Source organism: Pelagibius sp., from assembly GCF_965249265.1.
GTDB lineage: Bacteria > Pseudomonadota > Alphaproteobacteria > Kiloniellales > Kiloniellaceae > Pelagibius.
This window is the reverse complement of record NZ_OZ252224.1, coordinates 3,702,286-3,722,797: the sequence shown is the minus strand read 5'-3', so window position 1 is coordinate 3,722,797 and position 20,512 is coordinate 3,702,286. Positions and strand designations below refer to the sequence as shown.

The following is a 20,512-nucleotide window of genomic DNA, read 5'->3' as shown; positions in this document are numbered from 1 at the left end:
GTTCTTTGTATCGGCTATGGCGGAGGGTCGGCGTAGACGACGACCAGTAGATCGCTCAGCCGCAACAGCCGCAACGGCAGTGTCTGCTCGATGGTTCCCAGCGTCTTGTCGGCCTGGTCAATGGCAAAGGAGCCAGTCACGGGAAGGGTTTTGAGCGCGCTATCCAGAACCACGATGCGCCCCTTCCGGTAACGATCTAACTCCGCAAGAACCTCACCAAGCGGTTTGTTGTCGAAGACCAGCCGACCCCGGCGCCAGGCGAGCGATGTCTCGGTGTTGGTATGAGCCAGGAACGTCAGCCCGGCTTCCGTGATGCGGACACCTTGGCCTGCTGCTGCAACAGCAGGTCTGTGTTCCTGACCGGAGACGGTGACCCTGTTTTCGGTTACGATTACCTCAAGACGGTTGTCCCTACGTTTCACCGAAAAAGCGGTGCCTAGGACCTCGACCTGGCCGATTTCGGCATCCACGACGAAGGGGCGGCTGATGTCCTTGGCGACTTCGAAGTAAGCTTCGCCGCTGTGTAGGGTGATCTGCCTTTTGTCTGCAGTGAATTCGGTAGAAATGGCAGTCGCCGTGTTAAGGTGCAAGACGGAGCCATCCTCCAGGGTGATCTCACTTTGTTCGCCCGCCTGAGTCCGGTGCTCGGCGAACAGGCCGGCTGGGGTCAAGCCATAGGCGCTAAAACCGACAATTGCGGCGACAGAGGCGGCGAAGGCCAACCGTTTAGTGGCGTATCGGCGCACCGCGGGCCTTCTCGCCCCCTTCGCGCCGCGGGTATCCTGGATAACTCTGGCCGTGCTGCTTTGGTGGTCGACTTGGTCCAGCCCGCGCCATAGCCTTTCCATCTCCCGATAAGCATCGGCATGGGCGGGATCGGCATTGCGCCAAGCCTCAAAGGCGGCTCTGTCGCTGTCGGATACCGGATCATCGCGCAGTCGAACAAACCACTCCGTCGCGGCATCCTTTGTTGCCTGTCTGACCTTCTTGTTTGTCAATTGCCGCCGCCCATTGATCGATCGTCTTTTACTTGCATCGACAACTTCCTAAGCCGCTGTGCCGCTCCTATCGCATAAGACGTAGTCGGGCCATGGCGCCATTACTCGGATTGGAGGTTTTTGGCGTTATTCTTCGGAGAGGCGGTCTCTGCAGCGGGCGAGGGCCCGCATCATATGCACCATTACCGTGTTCTTTGAGATGTTAAGCCGTTCTGCGATCGCGCCATAACTCAGGCCCTCAAACTTGTGCAGCATTAGGATTTCGCGTTGTCGCGGGGGCAGGTCGTTGATGGCCAGTTTCAGGCTGCGTACTTCATCTTGTGCGAGAATGGCTCGTTCGGGGCCCGGCCTTTCATCCGGGACCGTGTCCCGAAACCCAGAGGCCACGATCCGCGGTTCGAACTTCACACCGCGGAAGTGATCTGCCACCAGATTGGAGGCGATTCTGTAAAGGTAGGCTCTGGGATTCTCAAGTGCTTCGGCGGGTTGGCCGTTCATCAGCCGAATAAAGGCCTCCTGCTTCAGATCGGCGGCTGTCTGCGCACAGTTCAACCGCCGGGTCAGATAGCGTTGAAGCTCTTCGCCATGCTCGAAATAGAACCGTTTGACATCGCTTTGTCGCACCGAAGCCCGGAGTTCCGTAAGGATTGCCTCTGCTTTGTAGCTTAATTGAGAACGGTTCGCAATTTGATTTGCGGAGTGGTCTTGGCCGGATTTTGGCTTGCCGGTGCCATGTCGCCGGGACCGTCGGGAATGATGATCGTGGCGCGTGCTGTTTGACCTTAGCGGACGGATAGCGCCTTGCCAGGGCGGCTGAATTGTGCTGAAAATGACTCTCATTCGCACGATTTTGCCCGGTTCTGCGGGCCCTTTGTGCTGTCTAGATGCCTTTACAGGATTGAGGTCCACGTCGATGAATGACGAACTGGAGTCCGCCACGCAGGCAGGGCCCGATACCGCTGTTTTGACAGCCGATGCAGTTGCATCGGAGGGATCTGCCGGCATGGCTGAGCGGGCTTTGGACCTGCTTCAGACGGGTGGTCCCGTTGTTGCCCTTCTGCTGGTCATGTCGGTTGTCGCTCTGGCGATTGTGGTTTTGAAGATCTGGCAGTTCCGCGCCCTGCGTGTCGGCGAACGCCGCACAGCGCGTGAAGCCTTGCGCCTCTATCGCGCCGGACGGTCGGACGCGGCGCTTTCCCAGGTGGCGGCTGCGCGTGGCCCAGTGGCACAGGCTGTTGCCAGGGCGATCCGCGGGCAGCGGCGCGGCATCGATGAAAGCATGGTGCGCGAAGAGGTTCTGCGTTTCGGCGGCGATGTCCTGGAAGCGCTGCGCAGTGGTTTTCGGCCGCTGGAAGTGATCGCCTCGCTGGCGCCTCTCTTGGGTCTCTTCGGAACCGTCCTCGGCATGATCGAGGCCTTTCGTCAGCTCGAGCAGGCGGGCAGTCAGGTGGACCCGTCGATCCTGTCCGGCGGCATATGGGAGGCGCTGCTGACGACAGCCGTTGGTCTTGCCGTGGCGATCCCGGTCGTCGTGCTTCTCAATTGGCTGGAACGGCGTGTCGACGCCCTGGCGCATGAAATGGACAGCATCGTGACCCAGGTCTTCACCGAGGATCTATCGGGTCACTTCGTCGACGAGGTCGAAGATGAACAGAATTATGCATCGGGCCGCTTCGCTGCCGCCTCAGCGGCGGCTGGCCGATAGCAACAAGGCGCGGCGGCGGTCCCTGGTCAGTCTGACGCCGCTGATCGATGTGGTCTTCATCCTGTTGATCTTTTTCATGCTGGCCTCGAGCTTTCTGGATTGGCGGGCGATCGCACTCAATGCGCCGGCCCCGGCCGGCAGTGCGAGCCCGATGGAGGGTGCGCTCTTGGTTGAGGTGATGCCGGACCGGCTGCGCCTGGCCGGCGAGACGCTTTCGCTGGATGCCTTGGCTGAACGGGTCGGCCGTCGGGTTGCGCAGGCGCCGGACCGCCGTGTTGTGATCAAGCCTGCAAGGGGCGTTTCCCTGCAACAGACTGTCCAGGTGCTCGACAGGCTGACATTGGCCGGAGCTGCCAACCTTTCCCTGGTCCGGGACCGGTAGCGAACACCATGCGCTTTCAATCACGCCAAAGCAGAAGTGACGACGAGCGGATCCTGCCGTTGATCAATGTCGTTTTCCTGCTGTTGATTTTTTTCATGTTGGCCGGGCAGTTTTCCGCTGCGGACCCATTCAGGATCGTACCGCCGCAATCGCTGGGCGAAGGCCAGGTCGCGGTCGAGGAACTGGTCGTTCAGGTTGCTGCCGAAGGCCAGCTCGCGCTGGACGGCGTCATCCTCGAAGACGCCGCCCTGAAGGCAGCGATGGCCGACCGCCTTGCCGGCCGGGAGGGTATGAAGATCCGGCTGAAGGCAGACAGTGAGGCGCCGGCCCTGCGCGTCGTGGCGGTGATGGAAGTACTGCGCGAGGCGGGGGTCGAGAAAGTGCAGCTTCTCACCGTGGCGGGCGGCAAGTGATACAGATTACCGCGCGGCACTGGGTTTTGGCCTCTGCGGTCGCGCTGTTGTTGCACGCCGGCCTTGCCGCTGCGTTCTTGTGGTTGCCGCCGGAGCGCGGCGCCGTACGCAGCGGGGTCGGCGGTATCGAGGTTGCGCTCGGCCCTGCGGGCGGTGCGCCGGGCAGCGCCAGTACGGATGACCGCGATCTTCCGGAAGCCGAACCCGCCGGGGTGCCCGAGGAAACCGCGGCGGTGATCCCCGACGAGGAAGCGGAAATCCTGCCCGATCCGGTGCCCGTCGATACCGAAACCGCGGATGATGTTGTCGAAACCGTCGAGGCTGAACCGGTGCCGGTCATGGACTTTTCCGAGAGTGCGGATGTGCCCGTGGAGCCGGAGGAGGTTGCCGCTGTCCAGGCGGTGGATGTGGTCGAAACCGCCCCATCCGAGCTTCCGGTGGAAGCCCGCCCCGTCCTCATTCCGCCGCGGCCGAGCCGCAAACCAGCCCCACTGCAGCCGGCTCCACCGCAACCGGCACCGGCCGTGCCGGTTGAGCAGGCGCGGACCGTTGAGAGAACAAACGAGCGAGCAGACAGGCCAGTTGGTTTGCCCACGGAGACACGCACCGATGTTGCCATGCCGGCGGGATCGGCAGGCAAGTCGGGCACCAAGGAGACCCGCGATGCCGGCAGCGGCAGTGGCGGGAGTGCAGGGGGTTCGCCGGCTGCCGTGACCGACTACATGGCGGAGTTGCTGGCTTGGCTGCAGAGACACAAGGAATATCCGCGCCGGGCAAAGCGGCGCCAGCAGCAGGGCACGGCCTTGCTCTATCTGGTGATGGATCGGGAAGGCCAGGTGCTTGAGTACCGGATACAGGAGAGCTCCGGTCACAGGCTGCTGGATCAGGAAGTGACGGCCATGATCGAACGCGCCCGGCCCTTACCGGGAATGCCCGATGAAATGCCCGGTGCCCAGCTTGAACTTGTCGTCCCCGTCGAGTTCTTTCTGAGATAGCGCGGGGAAGCCTCGCGAACAGCCGTCGGTGGCGCTGTTACATCCTTCCGAAGTTAATATAGGGGTTCGGGAGACTAAATCTGTGTCACGCAGTCCTGGCGGCTCATCGGAATTGGGTGAGGGCAGACCTTGGCCCACGTAACCCCTTGATTCCCCGTTTCTAGGAACACTGGCGCCTCCTTGACATCGAGGAGGTCCCTGGTTCAATCCCAGGTACGCCCACCATTTCCTTCACCTATCAGCCCTTCTTGAGACCTGGCGGCAGAGCCCGGTCCGCGGCCGGCCGGACGATCACTCCTTCGATTTGCGCCAGGCTGCGAAGGCCTCGAGATTTTCGTCCTTGGTGGCCGGATAGAGGCCGACAATGCTGGCGCCGTTTTTCACCTGTTCGATGACGAAGGTCTCATAGGCCGTCATCTCGCTCGCCTCCTCCGCGATTTCGTCGGCGAGGTAGGCCGGAATCACGATGACGCTGTCGTCATCGCCGACCAGGATGTCGCCGGGAAAGACAGGGGCATCGCCGCAGCCGATCGGCACGTTGAGGTCGATTGCCTGGTGGTGCGTCAGGTTTGTCGGTGAGGAGGGCCGGTTGTGATATGCCGGGATATCCAGCTCTGCGATCCTCATGGCATCGCGAAAACCCCCGTCCGTTACCACGCCGGCGACGCCGCGCATCTGCAGGCGGGTGATCAGGATGTCGCCTGCCGAGGCGGCGCGCGGGTCTTTTCGGCTGTCCATGACGAGGATGGCGCCGGGCGGACAGATTTCCACCGCCTTGCGCTGCGGATGATCGGGGTTGCGGAACTCGACCAGCTGGTTCAGGTCTTCGCGCGCCGGCATGTAGCGCAGGGTGAAGGCCGGCCCAACCATGTTGCGGCCGCTCGGCCGCAGAGGGCGCACGTCCTGTATTGTTTGGTTGCGCAGGCCGCGTTTGAAAAGCGCCGTCGCCAGGGTCGCGACGGAGACCGTCATCAGCTTTGCATGGGTTGCCGGGGAGAGAGCGTTTTCGGTCATGGGGGATCATCCCGTATTGCATCGGTTTCGGGCGGGCAGGGTCGTCTTGCGACGGCCGGCAGGTTCAATTGATTTCGGGTTCGTCTACCGGGGCGCCGAATTCGGTCTTCAAAAAGTCAAAGTCGCAACCTTCGTTGGCTTGCTCGATGTGCTTAGTGAAAAGCCAGCCGTAGCCGCGGCCATAGCGCGGGCTGGGCGCGGCCCATTTACTGCGCCGTTGCTGTAACTCGGCTTCCGATACACGCATGTTGAGGGACCGTTCCGGTATATCGACCTCGATGATGTCGCCGCTGCGCAACAGCGCGAGCGGTCCGCCGATGTATGCCTCCGGCGCCACATGCAGGATGCAGGCGCCATAAGAGGTACCGGACATGCGCGCATCCGAAATCCGCAGCATGTCGCGATGGCCCTTTTTCAGGAGCGCCTTCGGCATCGGGATCATGCCCCATTCGGGCATGCCGGGACCGCCCTGGGGGCCGGCATTGCGCAGCACGAGAACCGTATCGGGGCCGATGTCGAGGGTCTCGTCGTCGATGATTTCCTTCAGTTCGGCATAGCTGTCCGCCACCAGGGCCGGACCGCTGTGTTTGAAGAACTTCGGATCGCAGGCCGCCGGTTTGATCACCGCGCCGTCGGGTGCGAGGTTTCCCTTGAGCACCGCCAGGGAGCCTTCGTGGTAAACCGGATTGTCGAGTGGCCGGATGACGTCGTCGTTATGGACCTCCGCGCCCTCCAGGGTTTTCCCGAGTGTCTCGCCCGTCACGGTGAGTGTGGACAGGTCGAGCTTGTCGGAGAGGTTCTTCATGAGCCCGCGCAGACCGCCGGCATAGAAGAAGTCCTCCATGAGATAGTCCTTGCCCGAGGGGCGGATATTGGCGATGACCGGTGTGGTCCGGCCGATCTTGTCGAAGGCGTCGAGATCCAGCGAAATCCCGGCGCGGCGCGCCATGGCGATAAGGTGGATAATGGCGTTGGTCGAGCAGCCGGTCGCCATGGCCACGGTGACGGCGTTGGTAACGGCAGCCTGGGTGATAATCTGATCCGGTGTCAGATCCTCCCACACCATGTCGACGATGCGCCGCCCGGCCGCGGCGCACATGCGCTGGTGGTTGGCGTCGGCGGCGGGGATCGAACTGGCGCCCGGCAGCGTCAGGCCCAGGGCCTCGGCGATCGCCGTCATGGTCGAGGCGGTTCCCATGGTCATGCAGTGGCCATAGGAGCGGGCGATGCCGCCTTGGACGCCGACCCACTCTTCTTTTGAGATCAGGCCGGAGCGGCGCTCGTCCCAATACTTGAACGAGTCGGTGCCCGAGCCCAGGACCTGTCCGCGGTAGTTTCCGCGCAGCATCGGTCCGGCGGTCACGTAGATGAAGGGCAGGCCCATGGAAACCGCACCCATGACCAGGCCCGGTGTGGTCTTGTCGCAGCCGCCCATCAGGATGACCCCGTCGATGGGGTGAGAGCGCAGCAGTTCCTCGGTTTCCATGGCCAGCATGTTGCGGTAGAGCATGCTGGTCGGCTTCAGGAGGGTTTCCGACAGGGAATGCACCGGCAGCTCCATGGGAAAGCCGCCGGTCTGGAAGATGCCCCGCTTGACGTCTTCGACCCGGTGTTTGAAGTGCATGTGACAGGGCTGCGCATCCGACCAGGTATTGAGGATCGCGATGACCGGCTTTTCGCTCCAATCATCCGGCGCGTAACCCATTTGCATGGTGCGGGACCGATGCCCGAAGGAGCGGAAGTCGTCCGGCGCCATCCAGCGCGCGCTGCGCAGGTCGTTGTAAGTCTTTTTCTTTCCAGTCACCGCAACAATCCCATCTTCCGTATCAGGCAAAACCCCGGGCCAATACGAACATTAGTCCAATCAGTACGGCAGCCACGAAAATTCCGCCGGCCCAGGGCCAGAGGCCGTAGGCGTTCATATCCTTCTCACTGTCGCGCCCGATCATCTGGACCTCCTTGTCTTTATCGTCATCCGCCCAGGGCCTGGGGCAGCCAGAGGGCGATCTGCGGGAACGTCATCACCAGAACCAGGCCGATAATCTGCAACCCGATGAAGGGCAGGACGGAAACGAAGATTTCCTGGAGGCTGATGTCTTTCGGCGCCACTGATTTCAGCCAGAAGCAGGCCGGCCCGAAAGGTGGTGAGAGAAAGTAGATCTGAATGTTCATCACGAAAAGCACGCCGAACCAGATTTTCGCCTCTTCCTCGGTCAATCCCAGCTCGGGCGCCAGGGTCATCACCACCGGCGCGAAGACCGGCACTGTTATGAAGACGATGGCGATCCATTCCATAAAGGTGCCGAGGATGACGAGGATCGCCATCATCACCAGGATGACCCCCATCGCCGGCAGCCCGAGGTCCAGGAACAGGGAGCGCATGAACGCGGCGCCACCGACCAGATTGAAGATGCCGACAAAGGAGACCGCACCCAGGATCAGCCAGATGATCGTGCCGACCGTGGTCATCGATCCCAGCAGGGCCGCCTGGAGCACCGGCCATTTCATTTCGTGACGCACGGCGGCGACCACAATGGCGCCGAAGCAGCCCACGGCGGCGGCCTCGGTCACCGAAGCGATGCCGCCGTAGATCGATCCCATCACCGAGCCGATAAGCAGGATGCAGAGCAGGACCGCGTTCATGCGCGCGCGGGAAAGCTTGTTGCTGGTCCCCGTCATCGCCTCGACTTCCTTTGCGGTGGGGGCGAGTTTCGGGTTCAGGTTGACCCGCAGGAGGACGAAGAGCGCGTAGAAGGTGGCCAGCATGATGCCGGGCAGGGCACCGGCCATGAAGAGGTCGCCGATCCCCACTTCCGCGGACAAGCCGTAGACGATCATGATGATGGAAGGCGGGATCAGGGTCGCCAGGGCGCCTGAGGCGCAGATCAACCCGATGGTCAGTTTGCGGTCGTAACCCAGGCGCAGCATCTGCGGCAGGGCCACGAGGCCAAGCATGACGATCTCACCGCCCATGACGCCCGACATGGCCGCCAGGATGACGGCGACGACAACCGTCTGCACGGCCACGCCGCCGCGCAGGTTGCCGGCGAAAATCGACATGGCGTCGAAGAGGTCTTCCGCAATCCCGGCACGCTCCAGAATGGAGGCCATGAGCACGAAGAAGGGGATCGCGACCAGGGTATAGTGGTCCAGGAGGCCGGTGGCGTTGGTGGACACGAGGTAGAGCCCGCGCGGACCGAAAAAAGCGATCGCCATCAGAACCGAGACGATCAGGGTGACGATGCCGAGCGGCATGCCGGTCATCATCAGGGCGACCAGCAGCAGCACCATGACGAAGGAAACCGTGCCCAGGTCATAGGCGCGCATGTCGAGCACCTGGCTGGGGTCAAGCGCCTGGGCGATACCGCTGAAAAAGCTCTGGGGCAGACCCAGCATGCTGTCGGCGCCGCCGTAGTGGGCCGCCAGGGTGGAGACGAAGTAAAAGGCCATGAAGGCGCCGAGGGTTTTCACCGCAACGCGCCAGCCTGGCGAGTCGAAGTGACGGTAAAGATTCACCGTCAACTGGGTCAGGTAAAGGATGGTGCCCAGCAGAAGCAGAACCTTCAGCATCATGGGCATCGGTGAGTTGAAGGCGCTGCCGGTCCGCTCCACATGGTCGACCGCGGTAAAGGCGCGGATCGAGGCATCCGTCAGCAGCAGAAAGAGGGCGGCAATGCCGACCAGCATCGCGAAGAGATCAAGCCACCAGCGCACCCGGTCTGGCGCGAGAACATGAAAGACCGTGATCCCGATATGCCGCTTCTTCAGCGTCACGTAGCCCGACGAAATCATCCAGGATGTCGCGCAGAGAACCATGACGACTTCAAAGGCCCATTGCGTCGGCGCATGGAAGACATAGCGGGCAACGACTTCCCAGAGCGTCGCGCCCGCGGCGACCATGTAGAGTACCGAGACGCAAAGCCCCGAGAAGTGGCTGATGTGATCGACGATCCCGTAACGCGCCAGCGGCAACGACGTATCGTCGTGCAGAGGGTCATCCGCGCCGATCTCAATGTCGGTATCTTGAAGCGTTCCCGTTGGGTGACTCATAGAGGGGAGACCTTACCGGTCCGGCGTACTGATGCGGGCGACGCCGGGTTGGGAGAGGCAGCCTGCCTGTGCTCCAGAGGCAGGTCGGCAGCCGAAAGACATCAGACGTCGGCCACACCCGCCGGAGCAGGTGTGACCTTGCCTGTCGTCAGAAGTCTGCGTTCAGAAGACCGATCTTCTTCATGAATGCGATGTGCGATGCGTAGACTTCCTGAGCCATCTCCGAGGATGCGGCGTAGTCCTTCCAGGCGCCGACGGCGATCTCGCGAAAGGCATCGCGCTCGGACTGCGGCCAGTCGATGACCTCAATGTCGCCGGCGGCCTTGTCGCGGGCGACCAGTTCGCGGTCCTTCATATCGACGATCCGCCGCATGTCGTTGTAAGCGGCGAGATACCAGACCTCCAGCGCAGCCTGCTCGGCCGCCGTCATTTGATCCCAGGCCGTCTGGGAAACCGTGAACTGAAGGATCGGTGTGGAGTGAATGCCGGGAAAGATCGGGAACTTGGCGATCTTGTTCAGGCCGTTGGCATCGTTGTTGGCGTAGGCCGAGTTGTCGGCTGCGTCGATCACGCCTTTCTCGAGCGCCGTGTAGACTTCGGAGCCCGGCAGTGAAACCGGCGACGCACCGGCGCGCTTGAAGACCTCAGAGGCAAGACCTTCGGGGGAGCGGACTTTCACGCCCTTGAAGTCGGCCACGCCGCGTACCGGAACGCTTGAAACAAAGGCTTCGCGGGCATAGGCGCCGCAGCCGATGACCTTCACCCCCGGCTGATACTGGTCATAGAGCTTCTGGAGCATCTCCTTGCCGCCGCCGATCGCGCAGTAGGCCTGGATCTGGTCGGCACTGTCATAACCGGCGATCAGATCGCCCATCAAGGCGAAGGAGGGATCGCGTCCGGCGAAGTAGTTGATCGAGGTGAGATCGCCGTCGAGGATACCCATGGCAACGGCTTCCGGCGTTTCGCGATGCGGCACCACCGCCTTGATCGGCAGCAGTTCTATTTCCAGCGACCCGCCGGTCATGTCCTTCAGCCGCGGCACCCAGGTCTCGTTGAGAAAGGCCAGGGTGAAGTGGCTGGCCGTGGCGCTTGTCTGGACCTTGAGCGTGCGGGCCTCGGCCGCCGTGCCGAGGCCGATTCCAAAGGCGGCCGCGAGCGCCACAATCGTCGAGGCCTTGTTTAAGCTTTTGATTTTCATGATTTCCTCCCGTGGGGGTCGTCTTATTTGCGCGGCTGCCGTAACGCAGCTCTATGCGATGACAGTCAACTAATATATTAGCAGACTAGTTGAATCAAACTTTATCCCGCGCTATTTGAAGGGGACAAAAGGGGCCTCGGGCGAGGCCGCCGGAAAAGCAAAGGGGTTTTATGGCCGTTTCGATGTCCGATCACCGGCTGGCGGGGAGCGGCATGTTGCCCGCGAACCGTGGAGAGTCCGCGACTGCCTCGCAGCGTGTCTATGACGACCTGCGCCAGCGTATCGTCAATCTGGAACTGCCGCCCGGTGCCACCCTGTCCAGGGTCGAACTCACACAGCGGTACGAAGTCAGCCAGTCGCCGATCCGCGAGGCGATGCAGCGGCTGGAGCAGGACGGGCTTGTCAGGATTTTCCCGCAGTCCAAGACCATCGTCACCAAGATCGATGTGGCGCAACTCAACGAGGCCCACTTTCTGCGCATGGCGGTGGAGGCGGAAGTGGTGCGCCGCCTGGCCCGGGCGCCGGACCCGGCTGTTATCAAAAAAGCGCGGGCGATCTTGGATATGCAGGAGGTTCTTGCCGATAACCTGGACGAGATGGCGATGTTCAACGAACTGGACGAAGCCTTTCATCAAACCCTGTTTGACGGGGTGGGCCAGTTGAATCTGCACAGTCTGTTGAAAGCGAAGGCCGGGCATATGGCACGTGCCCGCCGCCTCGATCTGCCGAAAGAAGGCAAGATCAACGCTATTCTGGCGGCCCACCGCGCGATCATCGATGCGGTCGAGGCCGGCGATGAACAGGGCGCGCAGGAGGAAATGCGCCGGCACCTGACCGGCACCATCGAGCGGATCGATCTACTGCGCCGGGAATACCCCGATCACTTCAGGACGTCGGCGTAGTTGGCCGTCGATGCCGTCTCTGCCGCAGACCTTGATGTTCGGATGGCGGCCGACTTCGGCGTCGATGCGCAACCCGCGCCGGCACAGGAATCATCACCAGGGCAGTCATGCAACGGCCCGTTTCTTCCTGGCTGCCGCTGTGGCAAAAGGGAAGATCGGTATAAAGACCTTTCTTGGGAGTGCGAAATGTCCGAACGCCACGGCGGCCAGATCCTTGTAGACCAACTGCGTATCCAGGGTGTCGACAGGGTTTTCTGCATTCCCGGCGAAAGCTACCTGGCGGCTTTGGACGGGCTGCACCAGAGTCCGATTCAGACGATCGTCTGCCGTCAGGAAGGCGGCGCGGCGATGATGGCCGAGGCCCATGGCAAGTTGACCGGCCGGCCCGGCGTGGCCTTTGTGACCCGGGGACCGGGCGCCACCAATGCTTCGGCCGGCGTCCATGTCGCCTTTCAGGATTCGACGCCGATGGTGCTCTTCGTCGGCCAGGTCGCCCGCGGGCAGCGGGATCGCGAGGCCTTTCAGGAAGTCGACTACCGGCAGATGTTCGGCCCCCTCGCCAAGTGGGTTGCCGAGATCGAGGTGACCGAGCGCATTCCGGAATACGTCAGCGCGGCCTTTCACGTGGCGGCCTCCGGGCGGCCCGGGCCGGTGGTCTTGGCGTTGCCGGAGGACATGCTTTCGGCCTCTGCCGATGTTGCCGACGCTGCGCCGGCTGTGCTCGCCTCCGGGCTGGCATCGCAGGAGGACGTCGGCTCGGTTCTGGCGCTGATCGAAGCGGCCGAGAAACCGCTCGCCATTGTCGGCGGCGGCGGCTGGTCGGCTGCTGCCGGCGCGGCCCTTGAACAGTTGGTGGGTAAGCTGTCGCTGCCCGTGGGCGTTTCCTTCCGCTGCCAGGACTACCTCGACAACCGGCATCCTTGTTACATCGGCGATGTCGGCATCGGCATCAATCCGAACTTGGCCGAGCGGGTGCGCTCGGCTGACCTGCTGCTGGTCCTGGGCGCGCGGCTGGGAGAGATTACCACCAGCGGCTACAGCCTGGTGGATATCCCCGAACCGCGGCAGCGGCTGGTCCACGTTCATGCCGATCCCAGCGAACCGGGGCGGGTCTACCGACCGGCCCGCGCCGTCGCTGCCTCCGCCGGGGCCTTCGTCCAGCAATTGGCGGCTGCAGTGGAAGCAGCGAGCGATGCGGCGCGAAGCGACTGGCTCGAAGCGGGGCGGGCGGACTACGAGGCCTGGCAGGTGCCGCAGGAAACCCCCGGCGCGCTGAAGATGGAGCAGCTCATTCTGCACCTTTCCCGGACGCTGCCCGAAAACGCCATCCTCACAAACGGCGCCGGCAACTATTCGGCCTGGCTGCATCGCTACTTTCGATACAAGTCCTGGCGGACCCAACTTGCCCCGACCAGCGGGTCCATGGGCTACGGTCTGCCGGCCTCGGTTGCCGCGAAGCTTGAGCATCCCGACCGTGATGTAATCTGCCTGGCCGGTGACGGCTGCTTTCAGATGACCATGCAGGAGTTCGGTACCGCGGTCCAATACGGCGCCAACATCATCGTGCTGATTTCCAACAACGGCCTCTACGGCACGATCCGCATGCACCAGGAGCGTGACTATCCGGGCCGTCCCTCAGGCACCGACATGGTGAACCCGGACTTTGCCGCGCTGGCCCAGGCCTATGGTGGCTACGGGGAAACGGTGGCCAGCCATGAGGATTTCCCGGCCGCCCTGGCCCGTGCCCAAGCCGCCGGCGTACCCGCCATCCTGGATCTGAAGGTTTCCCCGGCGGCGCTCACGCCCCGGTCTGCGGCCTGAGCTTTTCGCGATAGCAGCTCTTCGCAGTCATTGGATCGGGTTCGGCCATACAGCGCGGCTATGGCCGCCGTATCACCGGCTTCTTGTGCAACACCAGATGAATGCCCGTCCCGGTTGCGCATACGGCTGTGTAACCGCCAGTTTGAGTAAACCATGGCCGGCCAGTGGCTTAAGGGTGATTAAAGGATTTCTCGCTATCTAAGGTTAATGGAGGGAAGAAATCCGGCCGCAATTATCGCCGTGGTTCGGCCGGGTGCCCGTCTGATGAGTGAAGGAATACCATGGCTCAAGGTGCCAACTCGTCCCAGCAAGCAACGCTGAAGACCCAGATTCCATTTTGGATGCGGTTGAAAGCGTGGTGGGAAGGCTATGACCTGACGGTCCACCAAAAGAAGCTGGTGCCCTTCGAGTCCGGAGAACTGGACGAGGACGCGCCGGAGCCTGGTTCGCCGGAGTGGATGTCCAAGCGGCTTGAAGTGATGCAGGAGATCTGGGGCGAGGGCATGTCCGGCCCCGGCGACAAAAACTATATCCTGAAGCTGGTCAAGCCCTTCGCGCTGGATCCCAAACATACGGTGATCGAAGTCGGTGCCGGGCTCGGTGGCGCCACCCGGATCATCGCCGAGCATTTCGACATCTGGATGACAGGGTTGGAGGCCGACCGTGAAGTGGCGGATGCCGGTATGGAGCTTTCCACCATGGCCGGGCTCGCCAAGCGGGCGCCCATCCACTACTTCGACGTGGACCACTACGAGTTCCGCGAGTCGTCCATCGACTGTGTTTTTTCCAAAGAGGCCCTGTATCTGGTCGAGGACAAGGAGCGCCTGCTGGCTGAGATCATCAACATGATCAAGCCGCGCGGCCAGCTGCTCTTCACGGATTACGTGCTTGCCGAAAACGCCGACACCAAGGCGGTTGGAGACTGGAAGAAGGGGGAGCCGGTCGCACCCCATCCCTGGACGATGAAGGATTATGAGGCCGCCTTGACCGAGGCACGGCTGGATATACGCATCAAGGAAGACATCACTGAAGACGTCCATAAGATCATCACCAGCGCCTGGGCGGGCTTTCTGAACAGCATCAAAGGGCACACAATGGACAAGTCGACCGCGGATGCGGTTGAACAGGCCGTTGAGCTCTGGACCCGGCGCACCAAGGCGATCGACAGCGGCGCCCTTCGGATCTGCCGTTTTCATGCACTGAAAAAAGATGCGGAGAAGATGCTCTCCGACTGGTAAGGCCTGATCGTCATCCGCCCCGTTTTGCTTCGGTTTTCAGCGGATTCCGCGTGCTTGACAGCCCCCTCGCCGGTCCTTATGTTCCCGCCTTTCCGCGTCCGGGCCATAGCGGCGCGGCTCAAGAGGATAGAGAAATGAAGGTCGTTAACTCACTGAAGACCGCGAAACTGCGGGAAAAGGGCTGCCGGGTGGTTCGGCGCCGGGGTCGCGTCTACGTGATCAACAAAAAGAACCCGCGATTCAAGGCCCGCCAGGGCTGATCGGCGAGAGCTGACCGGCCGGGACCTGCCGTTCGGGGACAGGTTCCGGGGCGAATCGAGCGATTGAATTTGAAAGGCCGCGCTTCCCTTTGGGGGCGCGGCCTTTCGTTTGTCCACTCAATTTTGGTCTGTCAGTGATGCCAATTTGGCGGAATTCTTGGGATTCGGGCTCTTTACAGGGTGCAGAAGCATTGACCGATCCATTAGACCGGGCCATATTTCTGAAATTGGTATTACCAATTTAAGTGTTTCGCGGGTATCCCGGCTCTTGCCGCCCGGCCCCGAAGCGCTTCTTCATAAGCCGGGGCGGCAAAGACCCCTGGGAATGTGAAGACGAGGAAATAAACGCCGTCCGCCGGTAAGGTCGGACGCCACCCTGGGAGAGCGATGCGATGAAGATGCCCGACCCCGATCAGACGATCATTGAGGCCAAGGCCGACATCGTGACCGCTCTGCGGGCGATCGTGCCGGGCGAGGGGGTCATCGTCGACGAGGATGAACTCCGGGTCTACGAGTCCGACGGGCTTACCGCCTATAAGCAGCTTCCTTTGATCGTGGTGTTGCCGGAGACCAAGGATCAGGTCAGCCAGGTTCTCAAATGCTGCCAGGAACGCGGCGTCAAGGTGGTGCCGCGGGGGGCAGGCACCTCGCTCTCCGGGGGGGCCTTGCCGCTGGCCGACGGCATCATTCTGGGGCTCGGCAAGTTCAACCGTGTTCTGGAGATCGACTTCGAGAACCGCTGCGCCGTGGTGCAGCCGGGCGTCACCAACCTCGGGATCACCAAGGCGGTGGAGTCCGAAGGTTTCTACTACGCGCCGGATCCCTCCAGCCAGATCGCCTGCACCATCGGCGGCAACGTCGCCGAGAACTCCGGCGGCGTGCACTGCCTCAAGTACGGCCTCACCACAAACAATCTGCTGGGTCTGGAAATGGTGCTGATGGACGGCACCGTCTTGCGTATTGGCGGCAAGCACCTGGATGCCGAGGGCTATGATCTTCTCGGCCTTATGACCGGTTCCGAAGGGCTCCTGGGGGTTGTGACAGAGGTGACGGTGCGCCTGTTGAAAAAGCCGGAGACGGCCCAGGCGTTGCTGCTCGGATTTCCGACGGCGGAGCAGGCCGGCGACTGCGTTGCGGCGATCATTGCCGGCGGCATCATCCCCGGCGGTATGGAGATGATGGACAAGCCCGCGATCCATGCCGCCGAAGACTTCGTTCACGCCGGCTATCCCCTGGATGTCGATGCCTTGCTGATCGTCGAACTGGATGGCCCTCAGGCGGAGGTCGATCATCTGATCACCGAGGTTTCCGACATCGCCGAACGGCACGGTGCGGTCACCAGCCGGATCAGCGAAAGCGAAGAGGAACGCCTTTCCTTTTGGGCCGGGCGCAAGGCGGCCTTCCCGGCGGTCGGCCGGATCTCGCCGGACTATTACTGCATGGACGGCACCATCCCGCGGGCCCAGTTGCCGCTGGTTCTCCGTCGCATGCGAGAGATGAGCGAGAAGTACGGCCTGAGGGTCGCCAACGTCTTTCATGCCGGCGACGGCAACCTGCATCCCCTCATCCTCTACGATGCCAACAAGCCCGGAGAACTGGAGGCGGCGGAGGATTTCGGCTCCGACATCCTGAAACTCTGCGTCGAGGTCGGTGGCGTACTGACCGGCGAGCACGGCGTGGGGGTCGAGAAGCGCGATCTCATGGGCGCGATGTTCAGCGAGACCGACATGAAGCAGCAACAGCGGGTGAAATGCGCTTTCGATCCTGAGGCCTTGCTCAATCCCGGCAAGGTCTTTCCTCAGCTTCACCGCTGCGCGGAACTGGGGCGGATGCATATCAGCGGTGGCAAGCTGCCGTTTCCCGACCTGCCGCGCTTCTAGAGGGAACCGCAGCCGATGGGATCGACCTTCAGCATCGAAAACCGCGACCAGTTGGTTGAGGCGGTTACCTGGGCCGCCGCCGAAGAACAGCCGCTGGAAGTCATCGGCCGGGGCAGCAAGCGCGCCCTGGGAAGACCGGTCCAGGCCGCCCACAGCCTGGATCTTTCAAAGCTCACCGGGATCACGCTTTACGAGCCGGAAGAGCTTGTGCTCTCGGCACGGGCGGGCACCAGTATCGCCGAGATCGAGGCGGCCGTAGACGAGAAGAACCAGATGCTTGCCTTCGAACCCGCCGATCTGTCGCCGCTTTTGGGGGGCACGGCGGGCAGCGGTTCCGTCGGCGGCGTGCTGGCCTGCAACCTCTCCGGGCCGCGGCGCATCAAGGCGGGGGCCGCGCGCGATCACTTTCTTGGCGTCGAGTCCGCTTCCGGGCGCGGCGAGATCTTCAAGTCCGGCGGCCGCGTGGTGAAGAACGTGACCGGCTACGATCTCTGCAAGCTGCTCTGCGGGTCCTATGGCACCTTGGCGGTGATGACCGACGTAACCCTGAAGGTTTTGCCGAGGCCGCAGAAGACCTACACGGTTCTGCTGCTTGGTCTGGATGACGCCACGGCGATGAAGGCCATGAGCCGCGCCCTGGGCTCGCCGCATGAGGTCTCCGCTGCCGCTCATCTGCCAGCGGCGCTGTCGCCGGGTTCGGCGGTTTCCTACGTTGCCGAAGCCGGCGGTGCGGTGACGGCCATTAGGGTCGAAGGCCCGGGGCCCTCGGTCGAATACCGCTGCGCTGCCCTGCGCCGGGAACTGGCAGACCTCGGCCAGACCGAAGAGCTGCACAGTCAGAACTCCCTGACCCTCTGGCGGGAACTGCGGGACGTCCAGCCGCTTTGGCAAGAAGATGAGCGGGCGGTCTGGCGTCTCTCGGTCGCGCCCAGCGCGGGCCCGGAGGTGGTCGCCGCCATCGGCCAGGGCGCGGCCTACTACGATTGGGGCGGCGGACTGGTCTGGCTCGCGCTCTCGTCGGAGGGCGATGCCGGGGCACAGCGCATCCGCGACGTTCTCGGGCAATACGGCGGCCATGCGACGCTGATTCGCGCGCCGCAAAAGGTGCGGGCGGCCGAAGCCGTGTTCCAGCCGCAAGCGCCTGCCATGGCGGCGCTTACGGCGCGGGTGAAGGACGGCTTCGATCCCAACCGTGTTTTGAATCCCGGCCGCATGTACGCGGGGCTCTAGGCGATGCAGACGAATTTCACCCTGGCCCAACTCGCCGATCCGGATACGGCGGAGTCCGAAAAGATCCTGCGCAACTGCGTGCACTGCGGCTTTTGCACGGCGACCTGTCCGACCTACACCTTGTTGGGCGACGAACTCGATTCGCCGCGCGGGCGGATCTACCTGCTGAAGGACATGCTGGAGAAGGGGCGCCCGGCGACGGCGAAAGTCGTCAAACACATCGACCGCTGTCTTTCCTGTCTTTCCTGCATGACGACCTGTCCCTCCGGCGTGCACTACATGCATCTTGTCGATCACGGGCGTAAGTACATCGAGGAAACCTACCGCCGTCCTCTGTCGGAGCGGATGCTGCGCTGGATACTCGCCTTTGTTCTGCCGAGCCCCTGGCGCTTCCGTCTCGCCTTGCTCGGCGCCTATTTCGCCAAACCCTTCGCCGGGATCATGCCGGGCCGCCTGAAAGGGCTGGTGGCCATGGCCCCGTCGGAGGTGCGCCCGCCCAGCAAGGTCGACCGGCCCCAGGTTTTTACCGCCCAGGGGCAACGTCGTGCCCGGGTCGCCCTGATGACCGGCTGCGCGCAAAAGGTGCTGGCGCCGGAAATCAACGAGTCGACGGTACGGTTGCTCACCCGCCATGGGGTGGAGGTCGTAGTGGCAAAGGGGGCCGGATGCTGCGGCGCCCTGGTGCATCACATGGGCAAGGAGCCGCCAGCGCTCAAAAGCGCCAAGGCCAACATCGCCGCCTGGAAGCGCGAGCTGGAAGGCGAGGGGCTGGACGCGGTGATCATCAACGCCTCGGGCTGCGGTACCACCGTCAAGGACTACGGCTTCATGCTGCGCGAGGAGTCGGACTGGCGTGAACCGGCAGAGACGATAGCGGCGCTGACCAAAGACGTGACGGAGTTTCTCGACGGTCTCAAGCTGCCGCCTGCTGAAGAGCCTGCGGAGCTGACCGTGGCCTATCATTCAGCCTGTTCCATGCAGCACGGCCAACAGATCCGGCGCGAACCCAAGGCGCTGCTGACCGCTGCCGGTTTTGCCGTGAAAGACGTTCCCGAGGGGCATCTGTGTTGCGGTTCAGCGGGAACCTACAACCTGATGCAGCCGGAAATCGCAGGCCAGCTCAAGGCGCGCAAGATCAGCAATATCGAAAGCACAAAGCCGGATATCATCGCTACCGGAAACATCGGTTGCATGACCCAGATCGGCAGCGGCACCGGGATCCCGGTGGTGCATACCGTCGAGCTGCTGGATTGGGCGACCGGCGGTCCGAAGCCGCGGGCTTTAGCCGCCGGCGAGTAGCTGTCCTTAGCCGCCGTTCAGGCCGGCCAGGGCGAGGCGTTGGGTTTCGATGGCCCGGTCCCAGACCATCTGTTTCCAGTCGTCGGCATCCTGATAGAAGGCCTCGCGCACCTGCGCCTTGATGCTGCGGCCCTTGGCTGACTCCAGGTCGCCGTGCAAGTGCAGCCAGTTGTCGGCGCGCAGGGCGAGTTTCACCTCTTCCATTGGCAGGGTGCCGTATTCCAAGGCGAGCGGCGTGATCGCGGCATGGGGGGCGGCCTGCTCCATCCCGATCATGTTGAAGCCGCGTATGTCGGCAGAGGAAGAAGTGCCGAGGGCCGGGCAGGTATGATCGTCGCCATACCACTCCTGCACCCGAGCGAGGCCGGGTGAGTCGGGAAAAGCGGGACAGATGCGCTCGCCATGGCCGCGCGGGCCGAGCCCGGTGTGGTAGTCGACCACGGCGATGGCCTTGGCGCTGGAGAGATGGCGGAAGAAGATCTCTTTAAGCGTGCGGTGTGACCAGGTGGCGGCCTTCCCGCCGTAAAAAATCCCGTCCGGATGGCTGTACTGGCCGGCGGAGACGGCGGCCTGCAAGGCATCGGCGCCATGGGCATCGCTATAGGCATAGATGACTTCACGGGTCTCGGCGATGGTCGCATCGTCCCAGGTCGGCGGGCAGAGCGCAGCAGCCAGTTCGTCATAGCCGTCGTTGGTCGGCAGCGGCGTCGAGAAGTCGACGAAATTGCGGTTGAGGTCGACGTTGTCTTCGGTCACCCGGCGCAGCCAGGCAAATCCATGAGGGTTAATGGCATGAATGGCGACATAGGCAAAGTCATCCCGCATTTCGCCCGCCAAGCCGCTTTCGAACCAGCCGGTCTGAACGCCGGAGCCGCAGAATCCCTCAGCGCCGTGGGTGCCTGAGACGGTAAGCAGAACCCGCTCAGCGTCCTCCGGGCCCAGCCAGGCGACTTCGGTTGACAGGCTCTCGCCTTCGGGCCCGGTTCCGGGATGTTGGTAGCTGGTGATCGATGCATTTGCTGCGGCTGCGGCCTCGGCGAAACGCCGGCGTGCCTGGGAATAGTCGCTGGAGAAATACCGCGCCGCGGTCATCGGTCTTTGTTCCTTCATACAATCGTGAATACAAA

General features: G+C 62.8%; 18 protein-coding genes. 11 read left to right on the top strand and 7 right to left on the bottom strand.

Annotated elements, in window-relative coordinates; translation table 11 throughout:
- Positions 1-14 precede the first annotated feature (14 nt).
- Positions 15-998: a FecR family protein gene (locus tag ACP146_RS17760; RefSeq protein ID WP_422368086.1), complete on the bottom strand. Its 984-nt coding sequence runs from the start codon at positions 996-998 to the stop codon at positions 15-17.
- A 126-nt stretch (positions 999-1,124) separates the two neighbouring features.
- Positions 1,125-1,838, bottom strand: coding sequence for an RNA polymerase sigma factor (locus tag ACP146_RS17755; RefSeq protein ID WP_422368085.1), 714 nt, complete (start codon positions 1,836-1,838; stop codon positions 1,125-1,127).
- Between the two features lie 73 nt (positions 1,839-1,911).
- Between ACP146_RS17755 and ACP146_RS17750 the strand changes: the two genes are divergently transcribed.
- Genes ACP146_RS17750 through ACP146_RS17735 form a run of 4 tightly spaced genes read left to right on the top strand, consistent with a single transcriptional unit; the run spans position 1,912 to position 4,493 of the window.
- The gene (locus tag ACP146_RS17750; RefSeq protein ID WP_422368084.1) at positions 1,912-2,703 is read left to right on the top strand and encodes a MotA/TolQ/ExbB proton channel family protein; all 792 of its coding nucleotides are present in this window, start codon (positions 1,912-1,914) and stop codon (positions 2,701-2,703) included.
- Positions 2,645-3,085 carry an ExbD/TolR family protein gene (locus ACP146_RS17745; protein WP_422368083.1) on the top strand — a complete coding sequence of 147 codons (441 nt, stop codon included), beginning with the start codon at positions 2,645-2,647 and terminating at the stop codon, positions 3,083-3,085. The genes ACP146_RS17750 and ACP146_RS17745 overlap by 59 nt, the downstream gene beginning before the upstream one ends.
- An 8-nt stretch (positions 3,086-3,093) precedes the next feature.
- Positions 3,094-3,498, top strand: a complete 405-nt coding sequence (locus ACP146_RS17740) for an ExbD/TolR family protein (protein WP_422368082.1) — start codon at positions 3,094-3,096, stop codon at positions 3,496-3,498.
- Positions 3,495-4,493, top strand: a complete 999-nt coding sequence (locus ACP146_RS17735) for an energy transducer TonB (RefSeq protein ID WP_422368081.1) — start codon at positions 3,495-3,497, stop codon at positions 4,491-4,493. Before ACP146_RS17740 ends, ACP146_RS17735 begins: the two co-directional genes overlap by 4 nt.
- A 291-nt stretch (positions 4,494-4,784) precedes the next feature.
- On the opposite strand, the gene ACP146_RS17730 is transcribed toward ACP146_RS17735, so the two are convergent.
- The 4 genes from ACP146_RS17730 to ACP146_RS17715 form a co-directional block, all read right to left on the bottom strand.
- Positions 4,785-5,507 (bottom strand): ribonuclease activity regulator RraA, encoded by a 723-nt coding sequence (locus ACP146_RS17730; protein WP_422368080.1) that lies wholly within the window; start codon positions 5,505-5,507, stop codon positions 4,785-4,787.
- 64 nt (positions 5,508-5,571) lie between these two features.
- The gene (araD, locus tag ACP146_RS17725) at positions 5,572-7,311 is read right to left on the bottom strand and encodes an L-arabinonate dehydratase (protein ID WP_422368079.1); all 1,740 of its coding nucleotides are present in this window, start codon (positions 7,309-7,311) and stop codon (positions 5,572-5,574) included.
- Between the two features lie 167 nt (positions 7,312-7,478).
- Positions 7,479-9,557, bottom strand: coding sequence for a TRAP transporter large permease subunit (locus tag ACP146_RS17720; protein WP_422368077.1), 2,079 nt, complete (start codon positions 9,555-9,557; stop codon positions 7,479-7,481).
- A gap of 148 nt (positions 9,558-9,705) precedes the next feature.
- Positions 9,706-10,755 carry a TRAP transporter substrate-binding protein gene (locus ACP146_RS17715; protein ID WP_422368076.1) on the bottom strand — a complete coding sequence of 350 codons (1,050 nt, stop codon included), beginning with the start codon at positions 10,753-10,755 and terminating at the stop codon, positions 9,706-9,708.
- A 212-nt stretch (positions 10,756-10,967) separates the two neighbouring features.
- Between ACP146_RS17715 and ACP146_RS17710 the strand changes: the two genes are divergently transcribed.
- The 7 genes from ACP146_RS17710 (at position 10,968) to glcF (ending at position 19,385) form a co-directional block, all read left to right on the top strand.
- Positions 10,968-11,657: a GntR family transcriptional regulator gene (locus ACP146_RS17710; protein ID WP_422368075.1), complete on the top strand. Its 690-nt coding sequence runs from the start codon at positions 10,968-10,970 to the stop codon at positions 11,655-11,657.
- 186 nt (positions 11,658-11,843) lie between these two features.
- The gene (locus tag ACP146_RS17705; protein WP_422368074.1) at positions 11,844-13,478 is read left to right on the top strand and encodes a thiamine pyrophosphate-binding protein; all 1,635 of its coding nucleotides are present in this window, start codon (positions 11,844-11,846) and stop codon (positions 13,476-13,478) included.
- A 281-nt stretch (positions 13,479-13,759) separates the two neighbouring features.
- A complete protein-coding gene (locus ACP146_RS17700) occupies positions 13,760-14,716 on the top strand; it encodes a class I SAM-dependent methyltransferase (RefSeq protein ID WP_425032944.1) in 957 nt (318 codons plus the stop codon).
- A 134-nt stretch (positions 14,717-14,850) separates the two neighbouring features.
- On the top strand, positions 14,851-14,976 hold the full coding sequence (ykgO, locus tag ACP146_RS17695) for a type B 50S ribosomal protein L36 (RefSeq protein ID WP_142895287.1): 126 nt from the start codon (positions 14,851-14,853) through the stop codon (positions 14,974-14,976).
- A gap of 392 nt (positions 14,977-15,368) precedes the next feature.
- Complete coding sequence (locus ACP146_RS17690; RefSeq protein ID WP_422368072.1) at positions 15,369-16,856, top strand: FAD-linked oxidase C-terminal domain-containing protein; 1,488 nt, start codon at positions 15,369-15,371, stop codon at positions 16,854-16,856.
- A gap of 15 nt (positions 16,857-16,871) precedes the next feature.
- On the top strand, positions 16,872-18,086 hold the full coding sequence (glcE, locus tag ACP146_RS17685) for a glycolate oxidase subunit GlcE (RefSeq protein WP_422368071.1): 1,215 nt from the start codon (positions 16,872-16,874) through the stop codon (positions 18,084-18,086).
- Positions 18,087-18,089: 3 nt separating this feature from the next.
- On the top strand, positions 18,090-19,385 hold the full coding sequence (gene glcF, locus ACP146_RS17680; protein WP_422368070.1) for a glycolate oxidase subunit GlcF: 1,296 nt from the start codon (positions 18,090-18,092) through the stop codon (positions 19,383-19,385).
- A gap of 6 nt (positions 19,386-19,391) precedes the next feature.
- Here the strand turns inward: glcF and ACP146_RS17675 are convergent, their stop codons facing one another.
- Positions 19,392-20,477, bottom strand: coding sequence for a M14 family metallopeptidase (locus tag ACP146_RS17675; protein WP_422368069.1), 1,086 nt, complete (start codon positions 20,475-20,477; stop codon positions 19,392-19,394).
- Between the last annotated feature and the right edge of the window lie 35 nt (positions 20,478-20,512).

Bases quoted from the DNA above. Each gene is read 5' to 3' on its own strand.
- ACP146_RS17745 (WP_422368083.1), top strand. From the start codon at position 2,645: ATGAACAGAATTATGCATCGGGCCGCTTCGCTGCCGCCTCAGCGGCGG.
- ACP146_RS17710 (WP_422368075.1), top strand. From the start codon at position 10,968: ATGTTGCCCGCGAACCGTGGAGAGTCCGCGACTGCCTCGCAGCGTGTC.
- ACP146_RS17730 (WP_422368080.1), bottom strand. From the start codon at position 5,507: ATGACCGAAAACGCTCTCTCCCCGGCAACCCATGCAAAGCTGATGACG.
- ACP146_RS17755 (WP_422368085.1), bottom strand. From the start codon at position 1,838: ATGAGAGTCATTTTCAGCACAATTCAGCCGCCCTGGCAAGGCGCTATC.
- ACP146_RS17720 (WP_422368077.1), bottom strand. From the start codon at position 9,557: ATGAGTCACCCAACGGGAACGCTTCAAGATACCGACATTGAGATCGGC.
- ACP146_RS17705 (WP_422368074.1), top strand. From the start codon at position 11,844: ATGTCCGAACGCCACGGCGGCCAGATCCTTGTAGACCAACTGCGTATC.
- ykgO (WP_142895287.1), top strand. From the start codon at position 14,851: ATGAAGGTCGTTAACTCACTGAAGACCGCGAAACTGCGGGAAAAGGGC.
- glcF (WP_422368070.1), top strand. From the start codon at position 18,090: ATGCAGACGAATTTCACCCTGGCCCAACTCGCCGATCCGGATACGGCG.
- ACP146_RS17740 (WP_422368082.1), top strand. From the start codon at position 3,094: ATGCGCTTTCAATCACGCCAAAGCAGAAGTGACGACGAGCGGATCCTG.
- ACP146_RS17700 (WP_425032944.1), top strand. From the start codon at position 13,760: ATGGCTCAAGGTGCCAACTCGTCCCAGCAAGCAACGCTGAAGACCCAG.
- ACP146_RS17750 (WP_422368084.1), top strand. From the start codon at position 1,912: ATGAATGACGAACTGGAGTCCGCCACGCAGGCAGGGCCCGATACCGCT.
- ACP146_RS17715 (WP_422368076.1), bottom strand. From the start codon at position 10,755: ATGAAAATCAAAAGCTTAAACAAGGCCTCGACGATTGTGGCGCTCGCG.
- ACP146_RS17675 (WP_422368069.1), bottom strand. From the start codon at position 20,477: ATGACCGCGGCGCGGTATTTCTCCAGCGACTATTCCCAGGCACGCCGG.
- glcE (WP_422368071.1), top strand. From the start codon at position 16,872: ATGGGATCGACCTTCAGCATCGAAAACCGCGACCAGTTGGTTGAGGCG.
- ACP146_RS17690 (WP_422368072.1), top strand. From the start codon at position 15,369: ATGAAGATGCCCGACCCCGATCAGACGATCATTGAGGCCAAGGCCGAC.